The sequence below is a fragment of the Nocardia sp. NPDC058058 genome (assembly GCF_042885355.1).
Classification (GTDB): Bacteria; Actinomycetota; Actinomycetes; order Mycobacteriales; family Mycobacteriaceae; genus Nocardia.
This window is the reverse complement of record NZ_JBHVSA010000005.1, coordinates 111,876-124,697: the sequence shown is the minus strand read 5'-3', so window position 1 is coordinate 124,697 and position 12,822 is coordinate 111,876. Positions and strand designations below refer to the sequence as shown.

The 12,822-nt window shown below is 65.2% G+C and carries 11 protein-coding genes and 1 pseudogene; 7 read left to right on the top strand and 5 right to left on the bottom strand.

Annotation, left to right across the window (positions count from 1 at the left end; all coding sequences use genetic code 11):
• Positions 1 to 126: 126 nt before the first annotated feature.
• Positions 127 to 1,659 (top strand): phospholipase C, encoded by a 1,533-nt coding sequence (locus ACFVUS_RS39020; RefSeq protein ID WP_387778910.1) that lies wholly within the window; start codon positions 127 to 129, stop codon positions 1,657 to 1,659.
• Between the two features lie 82 nt (positions 1,660 to 1,741).
• Here the strand turns inward: ACFVUS_RS39020 and ACFVUS_RS39015 are convergent, their stop codons facing one another.
• Positions 1,742 to 1,960 carry a hypothetical protein gene (locus tag ACFVUS_RS39015; RefSeq protein WP_364644243.1) on the bottom strand — a complete coding sequence of 73 codons (219 nt, stop codon included), beginning with the start codon at positions 1,958 to 1,960 and terminating at the stop codon, positions 1,742 to 1,744.
• Between the two features lie 289 nt (positions 1,961 to 2,249).
• Between ACFVUS_RS39015 and coaE the strand changes: the two are divergent.
• Positions 2,250 to 3,197, top strand: a pseudogene (coaE, locus tag ACFVUS_RS39010) (dephospho-CoA kinase); the annotation flags it as partial.
• Between the two features lie 29 nt (positions 3,198 to 3,226).
• On the opposite strand, the gene ACFVUS_RS39005 reads toward coaE, so the two are convergent.
• Positions 3,227 to 3,751 carry a DUF402 domain-containing protein gene (locus ACFVUS_RS39005; protein ID WP_387778907.1) on the bottom strand — a complete coding sequence of 175 codons (525 nt, stop codon included), beginning with the start codon at positions 3,749 to 3,751 and terminating at the stop codon, positions 3,227 to 3,229.
• A gap of 152 nt (positions 3,752 to 3,903) precedes the next feature.
• On the opposite strand from ACFVUS_RS39005, the gene ACFVUS_RS39000 reads away from it, so the two are divergent.
• Positions 3,904 to 4,335, top strand: coding sequence for a hypothetical protein (locus ACFVUS_RS39000; protein WP_375967945.1), 432 nt, complete (start codon positions 3,904 to 3,906; stop codon positions 4,333 to 4,335).
• Positions 4,336 to 4,414: 79 nt separating this feature from the next.
• Here ACFVUS_RS39000 and ACFVUS_RS38995 read toward each other — a convergent pair whose 3' ends face one another.
• On the bottom strand, positions 4,415 to 4,999 hold the full coding sequence (locus ACFVUS_RS38995) for a DUF402 domain-containing protein (RefSeq protein WP_387778904.1): 585 nt from the start codon (positions 4,997 to 4,999) through the stop codon (positions 4,415 to 4,417).
• A gap of 283 nt (positions 5,000 to 5,282) precedes the next feature.
• Here ACFVUS_RS38995 and uvrB point away from each other — a divergent pair, with 283 nt between their 5' ends.
• Complete coding sequence (gene uvrB, locus ACFVUS_RS38990) at positions 5,283 to 7,448, top strand: excinuclease ABC subunit UvrB (RefSeq protein ID WP_387778901.1); 2,166 nt, start codon at positions 5,283 to 5,285, stop codon at positions 7,446 to 7,448.
• Between the two features lie 5 nt (positions 7,449 to 7,453).
• On the opposite strand, the gene ACFVUS_RS38985 is transcribed toward uvrB, so the two are convergent.
• Positions 7,454 to 7,924, bottom strand: coding sequence for a VOC family protein (locus tag ACFVUS_RS38985; RefSeq protein WP_387778898.1), 471 nt, complete (start codon positions 7,922 to 7,924; stop codon positions 7,454 to 7,456).
• A 55-nt stretch (positions 7,925 to 7,979) separates the two neighbouring features.
• Between ACFVUS_RS38985 and ACFVUS_RS38980 the strand changes: the two genes are divergently transcribed.
• The 3 genes from ACFVUS_RS38980 (at position 7,980) to ACFVUS_RS38970 (ending at position 10,248) form a co-directional block, all read left to right on the top strand.
• Positions 7,980 to 8,843: a helix-turn-helix domain-containing protein gene (locus ACFVUS_RS38980; RefSeq protein WP_387778895.1), complete on the top strand. Its 864-nt coding sequence runs from the start codon at positions 7,980 to 7,982 to the stop codon at positions 8,841 to 8,843.
• Positions 8,844 to 8,926: 83 nt separating this feature from the next.
• Complete coding sequence (locus tag ACFVUS_RS38975; protein WP_387778892.1) at positions 8,927 to 9,346, top strand: DoxX family membrane protein; 420 nt, start codon at positions 8,927 to 8,929, stop codon at positions 9,344 to 9,346.
• A 449-nt stretch (positions 9,347 to 9,795) separates the two neighbouring features.
• On the top strand, positions 9,796 to 10,248 hold the full coding sequence (locus ACFVUS_RS38970; protein ID WP_375967940.1) for a universal stress protein: 453 nt from the start codon (positions 9,796 to 9,798) through the stop codon (positions 10,246 to 10,248).
• A gap of 65 nt (positions 10,249 to 10,313) precedes the next feature.
• On the opposite strand, the gene ACFVUS_RS38965 is transcribed toward ACFVUS_RS38970, so the two are convergent.
• Positions 10,314 to 12,599: a HelD family protein gene (locus ACFVUS_RS38965; RefSeq protein WP_387779898.1), complete on the bottom strand. Its 2,286-nt coding sequence runs from the start codon at positions 12,597 to 12,599 to the stop codon at positions 10,314 to 10,316.
• Between the last annotated feature and the right edge of the window lie 223 nt (positions 12,600 to 12,822).

The following is a 12,822-nucleotide window of genomic DNA, read 5'->3' as shown; positions in this document are numbered from 1 at the left end:
GGACCCCTGCAAGTCACTCTCAGGAAATTTGTGATCATGCGGTACCGTGACCGGCGTCATGGTCGGAAACCCGGTCGGAAACCGGGGATTCGCAGTCCCGACACCAATCGAAGGTTGGATGCAGGCATGGGCGTGTTCGACGGCATCAACAGGCGTGACTTCATGGCGAAGGCGATGGTCGCCGGCGGCGCGGGCATGGTGGCCTCCTGGGCCAATCCGATCATCGATCGCGCCTACGCCGCCGATCCGGCCGGTATGGGCGGACTCGGGGATATCGAGCACTTCGTACTGCTGATGCAGGAGAACCGTTCCTTCGACCACTACTTCGGAACCCTTTCCGGTGTAAGAGGATTCGACGATCCATCGCCGGCGTGGAATCAGTACGGCTACGCCCCCGGCATCGGCCCGACCGCCGACGGATTCATCAACCCGTTCCGCCTGGACACCGAACGCGGCCCGTCCCTGGACGGTGAGTGCATCAACGATCCCGACCACACCTGGGCGGGCATGCACAAGGCGTGGAACAACGGGCGCAATGACGGCTGGATGCCGATGTCCATCGCATCGGTCGGCGCGGCCAACGGCCCGGCGGCCATGGGCTACTACACCCGCGCCGATATCCCGGTGCATCACGATCTCGCGGACGCGTTCACCATCTGCGACAACTACCACTGCTCGGTGCTCGGGCCGACCGATCCCAATCGGCTGTACTGGGTGTCGGCCACCATCGATCCGGATGGTCTCGCGGGCGGTCCGCTGCTGGAGACGCCGACCATGATTCCGCAGAACGCGTACAGCTGGCGGACCATGCCGGAGAACCTCTCCGATGCCGGGGTGAGCTGGAAGATCTACAACAATCGCGATGTCGGACCGCTGTCCTCGGTGATCCTGGACGGCATGATGGGCTGCTTCAAACAGGCCGCCGATCCCGCGTCGGAGCTGGCGCGCCGGGGTAAGGCCCCGGTGTACCCGAGTGATTTCGCCGCCGATGTGGCCGCGGATCAGCTGCCCAATGTGTCCTGGGTGATTCCGTCCCTGCTCAATTGCGAACACCCCGCGCTACCACCGGCTTTGGGCGCGGTCGGCATCATGCAGGTGCTCGATATCCTCACCTCGAATCCGAAGGTGTGGGAGAAGACCGCGCTGATCGTCAGCTATGACGAGAACGGCGGTTTCTTCGATCACGTGACGCCACCGACCCCGCCGCCCGGAACCGCCGGTGAATACCTGACCGTGCCCCTGGATCGCGCGCACAAATCGGAAGGTATCGCCGGACCGATCGGTCTGGGCTATCGCGTGCCGTGCTTCGTCATCTCGCCGTACAGCCGCGGCGGCCTGGTCTCCTCGCAGACCTTCGACCACACCTCGCAGCTGCGCCTGCTGGAGCGCCGCTTCGGCGTGGACGTGCCGAACCTGACCGCGTGGCGGCGCGGCGTCACCGGCGATATGACCTCCAGCTTCGACTTCGGCTCGACCCCGGACACGGCGAAACCCGCCTTCGGCCCGGCGGACCGAAAGCTGAATGCCGCACTGGCGCAATGTGGTCCGAATGTCGCCCTGGGTACGGCGAATGTCGGCACCCCGTATCCGGTGCCGCCCAACGCCATGCCCACACAGGAACCCGGCACTCGCCGCAAGCCCAGCGGACTCGCGGTCTGAGGTCCGGCGGCGCGGCCGCCCGTACGCACGCGAAATGGTGGCCCAGTCCCGGAAGGGGCTGGGCCACAGTCGCGTTCGCGTATCAGGCGGTAGCGGGCACCCACTGTTGGACGGCGGGACGTTCGGCGCGTTTTCGCGTGGCGGCGGCACTGTGCCGAGCGGGGGTGAGGTTGAGCAAAGCGGTGAACCAGCCGCGCCGATGTACGGCGAGCGCTGCCGCGACCGCGGGAATCTCGATGCAGTGCATCATGCCCGGCAGTCCCAGACGGTGCCGACCCGTCTGGATGTTTCTGGTGCCCAATGAAGTTCCTTCTCCTACGTGTTACCGGCCCTGGATCGCCTGCGGCGAACCTTAGCCGAACAAAAGTGTGCGACGCCGTATTTTGCGCGACATTCACCCCGGCGTGTCGGAATGTTGCCGACAAACGGTCCGTATTGAACGAAAAAGTTGCGAATTGGTCTCATCAATATCACGGAATGAGCAAACTCCACGGCCGAAAGTGAATTCACCGGTCCGACTGGGTAATCCGTACTTTCGCCAGGTGAGGGGTGGTGTTCGCGGCCGTTTCAGTAGATGTCAGACTGGGCGAATGTTGCGAATCGGTCTCACCGGAGGCATGGGAGCGGGCAAATCCACCGTGGCCCGCATTCTCGTCGAACACGGCGCGTTGCTGGTGGACAGCGACGTTATCGCGCGCGAAGTCGTCGCACCCGGAACCGAGGGATTGGCCGCACTCGTGGCCGCCTTCGGAACCGATATCCTCGCCGCCGACGGCAGCCTGGATCGACCGGCATTGGCCGCCAAGGCATTCGCCAGCGATGCCGCGCGCGCCACCCTCAACGGCATCACCCATCCGCTGGTCGGCAAGCGCACCAATGAACTGGTCGCCTCCGCGCCCGCGGACGGCATTGTGGTGCAGGACATTCCGCTGCTGGTGGAGAACGGGCTCGCGCCCTTCATGAACCTGGTGGTCATCGTGGACGTGGCCGAGGAGACCCGGCTGCGCCGCCTGGTGGAATTCCGCGGCGTGGACGAAGCGGACGCGCGCGCCCGCATCGCCGCCCAGGCCACCGACGCCCAGCGGCACGCGGTGGCCGATGTGCTGCTGGACAACAATGGCGCGGACGGTGCGATCGCGGCGGCCGTCGACGCGCTCTGGACCGAGCGGCTCATCCCGTTCGAACGCAATCTGCGCACCCGCACCCCCGCCGCCCGGCCCGCCGAATTGCCCGTGGTGTCGGCGAATCCGGAATGGCCGGTGCAGGCCAAGCGGCTCATCGCCCGCCTCGCCCTGGCGTGCGCGGCCGATGCGCGCCGCATCGAACACGTCGGGCCGACCGCGGTGGCGGATAAGCCCGCCGAGGACATCCTCGATATTCGCATCACGGTCGCCGACGCCGGCGTGGCCGAGGGGCTGCGAGATCGATTGGCGGACGCCGGTTTCCCGCGTGCCACGACCGATCGGCCGGTCGCGGGGGAGTGGGCGCATGCGAGCGCCGATCCCGGTCGCCTCGCCAATGTGATTGTGGCTGTCGAGAACTGACGAACAGCCCGCCGGGTCGGGCGCTACATCCAGGTCAGGGTGATATCCCGGGCCTGCATCCAGGCCTCGAAACTGTGTCCGTGCGCGGCGATTCCGTCGATGACGGTGGTCGCGGTCTCGATGGCCTGCTGCGCCTGGCTCGGGTCCAGGTATCCGGCGGCGTGTGCGGCGAGTAGCTCGTCCACATCGAGGAGTTCGACTTCGCGATTGCTGCGCACCACCAGATCCAGGTAGTGGTCGACCGACTTCCACTGCTTCGCACCGACCTGCGCGTACTCGCCGATATCGATGTAGTAGTCCTGATCGCGCAGGTGGGCGGGGGTGAAGTGGAAGACCGTCGCGCGAATGGACAGGGTTGGCAGCAGCCAGGATTCGATGTAGTGGAACTCGGGATGGTCCGAGGTGCGCGCCATGTACAGCCCCCACGGTTCGACGTGGTAGCGCTCGACCTGCCGGACGAAGCCCTTGGGATCGATATTGGTGAGTTCATCGACGTTGAAGTACTCAACCTTGGGTCGGTGTAGGTCAACCGCGGAAGCCTGAGTCATGCAGGTAAGCATCGCTTGTCCGGCGGGCGTCGTCCAGGGGAGTGTGGCCGATTCGGCCGAGTTTCGCCGAAACGCAAATGTGAAACGTTGCCTTCCGTTATGTTGCGGCTACCCATTACTTGACGTGGGTAGTTCGAATAAGGGAAGCAAAGATGAAGGTACAGAGCGTTCGCGCTCGCCGGGCCGGGATGGGTGTCACCGCGTTCGGCGCGCTGGCCGCCACCATGGTCATGGCCGCACCACAGGCCGGCGCGTGGGTCGGTAATCTCCAGGTCGACGGCGGCACCGAGCACAAGACCGGTTGCAGCTACACCGTCACCGCCTCGGTCGAGGTGGACCGGCTGTCGACGGTGAAGTTCACCGATAACGGCGTGGACATCCCGGGCAGCCCGGTGTCGCCCTCGCTGCTCAGCAATAAGGTCACCATCAAGTGGACCCCCACCACCGTGGGCAACCACAAGCTCGAAGCGCGGCAGATCCTGATCAGCGATTCGATCAACGTCCAGGTCACCGCGGGTAGCAACACCGGCAGCCTGGGGTGCGGCGGCGGGCTCGGCGGACTCATCCCGACCGGCTCCAGCTAGCGCCGAAAAGTACGACGGGACAGGGCCACCCGGGCCGGGTACGAGACGGACCGGGTGGCCTTCTCCATATCTCGCGAAGCTAGAGCCAGCTCAGTGCGACACCCTTGGTGGCGAGCCAGCGATCCACATCGTGACCGCAGCCCGCGATACCGTCCACCACCGCCGCGGCACGCTCGATGGCCTTGTGCGTGCGCGCGGTATCGAAATGCCCGGCCGCGTGCGCGGTCAGCAGCTCGTCGATGCCGAGTAGTTCGGGCACCTGTCCCGGCCGCGCCACCACGTGCAGGTAGTGACCCTCGCCACGCCACTTCTTCGGCTCGATCTGGCTGTACTCGCCGATATCGAGGTAGTAGGTCTGCCCCCGGTCGTGGCCGGGCCGCAGGTGATAGACCGTGACCCGAAGGTAAAGCTCTGGGAGCAACCAGGATTCGATGTAGTGGAAACGTGGATTGTCCACAATCCGCTCGATATAAAGGCCCCAGGGTTCGGCGTGTAGCCGCTCCACCGAGTGCACGTACCCGTGATAATCCGTCCAGCACAGGTCCGCGAGATTGAAGAACTCCAGCCTGGGGCGATGCGCGGACGCCGCCGGAGCCGGCCGCTCGACCCTTTGAGGATCTGCGCCGTTGGTGGAATTGCGCTGTGGCATATGCAGACCGACCATGGCCCTGCCTCTTTTCCGACTCGTCCCGAACCGCCAGCCCAGGTTACACCTGAAGTCTGGGAAAGGGACCTCCGTTGTGTGGGAAGGAAATTCGAGGTTCGTCACATGGGAATTCTTTGAACTTTCTTGGGAGAAACAATAATTCGGACAATTGACCCATTGGAAAGAGGAATGCTCCAGCATCAAACCGTGCGGTCGGAAGGGCGGGGTACCGGCGGGGCGGCTCGCCCGCCGCGATCACGGTCCACGTGAACCTGTCGGTGGGTCGTTCTAGGCTGTGAGCATGGCTTTCGCAACCGAGATCCCCGAAGACCGGCCGCTGGCGCATTCGGAGCATCGGCCCATCGGCGATATCGAGCGGATCGAGGGGCAGTTCCAGGTGGTCAGCGAGCATGTGCCCGCCGGTGACCAGCCCGCGGCCATCGCCGAACTGGAGAAGCGCATCAACGGCGGTGAGCGCGATGTGGTGCTGCTGGGCGCCACCGGTACCGGTAAATCCGCCACCACGGCCTGGCTCATCGAGAAGTTGCAGCGGCCCACACTGGTCATGGCCCCGAACAAGACCCTCGCCGCGCAGCTGGCCAATGAGCTGCGCGAGATGCTGCCGAACAACGCGGTCGAGTACTTCGTCTCCTACTACGACTACTACCAGCCCGAGGCGTACATCGCGCAGACCGATACCTATATCGAGAAGGACAGCTCGATCAACGACGATGTCGAGCGCCTGCGGCATTCGGCCACGTCGAGCCTGCTGTCCCGGCGCGATGTCGTGGTGGTGGCGTCGGTGTCCTGCATCTACGGTCTCGGCACCCCGCAGTCCTATCTCGACCGCTCGATCGAGCTCGAGGTCGGTCACGAGGTGGACCGCGATAAGCTGCTGCGACTGCTGGTCGATGTGCAGTACACCCGCAATGACATGTCGTTCACCCGCGGCAGTTTCCGGGTGCGCGGCGATACCGTCGAAATCATTCCCAGCTATGAGGAATTGGCGATCCGCATCGAATTCTTCGGTGACGAGATCGAGGCGCTCTACTATCTGCATCCGCTCACCGGTGATGTGGTGCGGCAGGTGGATATGGTCCGCATTTTCCCGGCCACCCATTACGTCGCGGGTCCGGAACGTATGGAACGCGCGGTGAAGGATATCGAGGCCGAACTCGAAACGCGCCTGGCCGAATTGGAGAAGCAGGGCAAATTGCTGGAGGCGCAGCGGTTGCGCATGCGCACGCAATACGACCTGGAAATGATTCGGCAGGTCGGCTTCTGCTCGGGTATCGAGAATTACTCGCGTCATATCGACGGACGCGGCGCGGGCACCGCACCCGCCACCCTGATCGATTACTTCCCGGATGATTTCCTGCTCGTCATCGACGAATCGCATGTGACCGTGCCGCAGATCGGCAGCATGTACGAGGGCGATATGTCGCGCAAACGGAACCTGGTGGAGTTCGGTTTCCGGCTGCCGTCCGCGGTCGACAATCGCCCGCTCACCTGGGAGGAGTTCGCGGATCGCATCGGGCAGACGGTGTATCTGTCCGCGACCCCGGGTAAGTACGAATTGGGCCAGTCCGGCGGTGAATTCGTCGAACAGGTGATTCGCCCGACCGGCCTGGTCGATCCGCACGTGGTGGTGAAGCCGACCAAGGGCCAGATCGACGATCTGGTGAACGAGATCCGCCTGCGCACCGAGCGTGATGAGCGCGTGCTGGTCACCACGCTCACCAAGAAGATGTCCGAGGATCTCACCGACTATCTGCTGGGCCTGGGCATTCGGGTGCGCTATCTGCATTCGGAGATCGACACCCTGCGCCGCGTGGAGTTGTTGCGCCAGTTGCGACTCGGCGAATACGACGTGCTGGTCGGCATCAACCTGCTGCGCGAGGGCCTGGACCTGCCCGAGGTTTCACTGGTCGCGATTCTGGACGCCGATAAGGAAGGCTTCCTGCGCAGCGGCACCAGCCTCATCCAGACCATCGGCCGCGCGGCGCGCAATGTCTCCGGTGAGGTCCACATGTACGCGGACAAGATCACCGACTCGATGGCGCACGCCATCAGCGAGACCGAACGCCGCCGGGCCAAACAGGTCGCCTACAACGAAGAGCGCGGTATCGATCCGAAACCGTTGCGCAAGAAGATCAATGACATTCTCGACACCGTCTACCGCGAGGCCGAGGAGACCGAGGTCGAGGTGGGTGGCTCCGGCCGCAATTCCAGCCGCGGCCGCCGCGCCCAGGGCGAACCCGGGCGTGCGGTCTCGGCCGGCGTCTTCGAGGGCCGCGACGTCAAATCCATGCCCCGCGCCGAACTCGCGGACCTGGTCAAGGATATGACCGCGCAGATGATGAACGCCGCCCGCGAACTCCAATTCGAACTCGCGGGCCGGCTGCGCGATGAGATCGCCGACCTCAAGAAGGAACTCCGCGGTATGGACGCGGCCGGATTGCAATGAGCGATTCAGCCCTGCTGGGCCATCCACTCGTTGACGCGGCGCTCGGCCTCCTCGCGGGAGACGTCCTCGACGCGGGTCATGCAGACCCAGCGGTAGCCGAAGGGGTCGTAGAGCACGGCGTACCGATCACCGGTGACGAAGGTGGCCGGTTCGTCGGCGATGCGGGCGCCGAGGGCGCGGGCGCGTTCGATCACCCCGTCCACATCCGGACAGTAGTGCACGATGCTGGTGTTGAGGGTTTCGCCATTGGGGGCGATCAGGCCGCTCTCCGGAATCGGCATGCCGACCTGGATGGTGGAGTCGCCGATCAGCAGTTCGGCGTGGGCGGGCTGGCCGTCGGGAAGATCGTTGCGGCTCACCACCTTCGCGCCGAGTACCTCGCTGTAGAACTCGATGGCCTTGATGCCGTCGGGGACGGTCAGGTAGCAGGTGATGGAGTGGTAGTTCTCGGGGATCGGATGCACCGCGTTGCTCATGGCATTCACTCTGCTCGCCGCGCCGCCGGGGATCTTGTAAGAAAGCGACAGCCTCATGACCAGCGATGAGTCGCCGATTTCCGGCCGCCGCCGGATACCGCCGCCGGAAACGGCGAAGGGGATTCTGCGTCCGCGCGAACAGATCGCGGCCAGCAATCACGCCCGGTTGCCCGCGGGGGAGCAGGTCGCGCGCTATGTCGAGTTCTACTGGTCCGTGCACTGGGATCGCACCGGCCTGCCGCCGTATTCGGCCGAGGTACTGGGCTTTCCGGTGGTGAACCTGACCTTCGAGAACGCGCACGACCGTCGCGGTGGTTTCGTCACCGGCGTCTGGACCAGCAAGTACGTGCGCGAATTGGCCGGTGTCGGTGACACTTTCGGGGTGAAGTTCCGCTCCGGCGGCTTCGGCGCGTTCACCGGTATGGATGTGGGCGCGCTGCGCGATACCGCGCTCCCGGTCACCGAGGTGCTGCCCGACGCACGGGGTCTGGCCGAGCGGGTGCTGGCCACCACCGATCTGGAGCAGCGTCGAAACCTGGTGGAGGACTTCCTGATCGAGGCCATCGATCGGCGCGCCGTCGCCGACGACGCCTCCTACCACCTGGTGCTGCGCATTATCGACGCCATGGAATCCGATCGGGAGCTCACCCGCGTCGATCAGGTCACCGAACTGTTCGATATCCCGATCCGCACCCTGCAACGGCTGTTCCGCCGCTACGTCGGCGTCAGCCCGAAGTGGGTGCTGCGCCGTTTCCGGCTGCAGGACGGCGCGCATCTGCTCGCCCAGGGCCGCACCTCCGATCTGGCCACGCTCGCCCTGGACCTCGGCTACTTCGATCAGGCGCACTTCTCCCGTGAGTTCGCGAACGAGATCGGAATGCCTCCGCTGGAATACGCCAAGACCTCGCTACCCTCCTGAACAGCAAGATCGGGAATGTGCACGCCCCTGATGTGGTTGGTTGCCGTATCACCCTATGGCAGGAATCGACTAAGGAGCGGGCCATGGACGTGCTGGTATTGATCGGACGGATTCTGTTCGTTCTACTGTTCCTCTCCTCGGCGGTCGGGCATCTGACCCAGTCCGAGGCCATGGCGCAGTACGCGCAATTCAAAGGTGTTCCGGCGGCCAGATTGTCGGTGCTGGGCTCCGGGGTGCTGCTGCTGCTCGGCGGGCTGAGCGTGCTGCTCGGCGTCTGGGCCGATCTGGGCGCGCTGCTGCTGGTCATCTTCCTGGTCCCGACCGCGTTCATCATGCACGCGTTCTGGAAGGAAACCGATCCGCAGGCCAAGCAGACCGAGATGATCTCGTTCAATAAGGATCTGGCGTTGGCGGGCGCGGCGCTCATGCTCTTCGCCTTCTTCGCCCATGTCGGCGGCGATCTCGGATTGACGCTGACCGGACCGCTTTTCAGCCTCTCCTGACGGTCCGGGCGCGCTAGTATTGCGCGTCATTGATCGGCCGTAGCGACAGGAGTGAGGATGACCATCCTCAGCGTGATTCTCGGCTGGTTCTGGGCCGACTATCACGAGCTGTGAGGTAGCGGTTTCACGGCCCATCCGGTGTGCGCCTCGCACCGGATGGGCCGCCCTGTATCCGGGGCGAAATTCGGTGTTGTGATGAAAGTCCCAGGCGCGCAATGCGGTTGACCATTTCTGGGAGGTCTCACAAACGCCCGCCGAATTCGCTGGTAAGGCGGGCCGTATCGGCCGACGTCACAGAATGTGCGTGGTATCCGGCACGGCACGCGAGTGTGATGTGGGGCGATATCGAAAATTTCCGCCGGTTATGCCGCTATTGTCAGGCGCAGTTGTCGAGGCGGTAACCACGAACGTGGACGCCACGACCCCGACCCTTGTACTTGGAGGAGAGAATGACCGCCTACCGGACGATTGTCGTCGGTACCGATGGCTCGGACTCGTCGTACGTCGCAGTCGAGCGGGCCGCGGCTCTGGCCGGCGACGAGGGTGCGACGCTCTACATCGCATGCGCGTACTACCCGACGGACGACCGCGATGTCGCCGCCGCCGCCGACGTGCTCAAGGACGAGGCCTACCAGGTGCGCGGCTCCGCGCCGACGAGCGAGATCCTGCGCGTCGCACGCGATAAGGCCGCCGCCGCCGGCGCCGCCAACGTGGTCGAGAAGGCCGTCGTCGGCGAACCCGTCGAATCGCTGCTCGCCCTGCTCAAGGAAGTCGACGCCGACCTGCTCGTCGTCGGTAACCGCGGCCTCAACACGCTCGCGGGCCGCCTGCTCGGCTCCGTCCCCTCGGACGTGGCCCGCAAGTCCCGCAGCGACGTCCTGATCGTGCATACAGTGCGCTGAAGTTGAACGACGAAGCGGCCGTGACCAGTTGGTCACGGCCGCTTCGCTTTGTCCGGGGGTACTCGTCAGGCCAGGCGGTTCAGTACCGGGGGTAGATCCTCGGTGTGCACCACGGCCAGGCGCTGGGTGGCGCGGGTCAGGGCGACGTAGAGGTCGTTCATGCCGCGGGGGGATTCGTCCAGGATTTGCCGGGGTTCGACGAGGATGACCGCGTCGAATTCCAGGCCCTTCACATCGTGCACGGTGAGTACGCGGGCTGAATCCACCGTCAGGTGTGCGAGTTTCGCGGCCAGTTCGTGCGGCACGATGACCGCGGTGGTGCCGGGGTGCGCCGCCTCGGCGGTGACCAGGCGGCCCACCTCGTCGGCGAGTTGCCCGGCGGTGACCCGATGCGCGGCGGGTGCGAAGCCCGAATCGCGGACCGATCGCGGGATGGCCGCGCCGGGATCGATCTCGGCGAGCACATCCGCCGCTACCGCCATGATCTCCGCCGGGGTGCGGTAGTTCACGGTCAGCTCGGTGAGCTTCCAGCGTTTGGCCACATAGGGTTCCAGCACCTGCTGCCATGACGACGCGCCCGCCGGATCACCGGTCTGCGCCACATCGCCGACGGCGGTGATCCACCGATTCGGGATGCGCCGCATGACCATTAGCCACGCCATCTCCGAAAGCTCCTGCGCCTCATCGACGATGACGTGCCCGTAGGTCCAGGTGCGATCGCCCGCGGCGCGTTCGGCGGTGGTCTGGCTGGTGCGCACCTGCTGGCGTTCGGCGAGCTGACCGGCGTCGATGAGGTCGTACGCCATGAGCAGTTCGGGATCGAGTTCATCCTCGAGGTCCTGCGGCGCGGAACCGGTGAGGATATCGAGGGCGTCCTGCGCCTCGGCGAGCTGAGCGCGCCAGCGGCGACGGGAGCGTTCCCGTTCCTCGCTGTCATCGATGCCGAGCAATTCGGCGAGCTCATCCAGTAGCGGCGCGTCGGCGGCACTGAATTCGCCGCTGTCGGAGCGCGCCAATTCGGCCCGATCCTGCGGGCTCAGCTGCGAGGCGGCATTGGCGAGTCGTTTGGCATCGGCCCACAGCCCGCCCAGTACATCCTGCGGGGTGAGCAGCGGCCACAGTCCGGCGATGGCGCGCTGGATATCGGCATCGGCCCGCATCTCATCGCGGATCTCGGTGAGATCGGTCTGGCTCAACAGGTTTCGCCCGCCGAGCGGATCGGTGCCGATGAGCTGCGCCAGCTGATCGGTGAGCGCGTCCACCACGCCCGCCGCGAAGATCGGCCGGGCCAGGTTGTGCGGCCGCCGCGAGGACCGCGCCCGCCCGCGCGCCTTGGTGACGATGCGCCGGTCCAGGGTGAGTTCGCGCCCGTCGAAGTACAACCGGATCGGATCCTTGGGGATCTCCTGCCAATCCCGCACGGCCTTCTTGAGCACCTCGAGCATGTCGAGCGAACCTTTGAGTTCCCCCGCGCGCAGCGAATCCTCCAGCGTGGCGCGCACTCCCGGATACAGATCGCCGATGGTGGACAGCAGCACCCCGGTCTCACCGAGCGAGGGCAGCACCTGCCCGATGTAGTCCAGGAATGTCGAGTTCGGTCCGATGATCAGCACACCGGCCTTGTCCAGCTGCTGCCGGTAGGTGTACAGCAGGTACGCCGCACGATGCAGCGCCACGGCGGTTTTGCCGGTGCCCGGCCCGCCCTGCACCACCAGCACGCTCTTGTGCTCGGAGCGGATGATGGCGTCCTGCTCGTGCTGAATGGTTTCGACGATGTCGTTCATATGCCCGGTGCGCGCGGCATTGAGCGCGGCCAGCAGCGCGCTCTCACTGCCCACGCCGCCGTCATCGTTGATGACGCCGTCGCGCCGGGCGGTCTCCAGATCGAGGTATTCGTCGTTGACCGAGGTGACCTTGCGATTGCGGGTGCGGATATGCCGCCGCCTGGTCACCCCGTCCGGTGCGGCGGTGGTGGCCAGATAGAACGGCCGCGACATGGGTGCGCGCCAATCCAGCAGCAGCGTCTCGTAATCGGCGGCCTCGTCCAGAATGCCGATGCGCCCGATGTACCGGCGCTCGCTCTCGGGCGGGGCGTCCCCGTTCGCCGAACTCCCATTACCGGAGCTGCCATTGGCGGAGCTCCCGTTGCCCGAAGCGCCGTCTCCGGAGTCGTCCGCGCTCTCGGGCACGAGATCGATACGCCCGAAGCACAATCCGTGCTCGGCCGCGTCGTACTTGGATAGATCCTCCGAGTACAGCTGGGTGAACGATTCCCGTTCACTGCGGGCCTGCGGTGTCCCACCGGTCTCCAGCAGTACCGTCTTCAGTCGTCGCTGCGCATATTCGCGCATTCCGTCGAGCCGCTCGTAGAGCAGGGTCAGGTGCTGCTGTTCGCGTTCCAGATCCGCCGCGGTCTTGGCATCGGAACTGGACGCGGACACAGAACGCTCCTCGGTGAGGTCGGGCAAAACGGAACTCCTTGTCACCACGCGGTGCTGTACGCGCACAGCGCGCGAACCATCGAGAACAGAGTTATCGAGTCTAGTTCCCGTTTGCCCGGCGCGCCGTACCGGC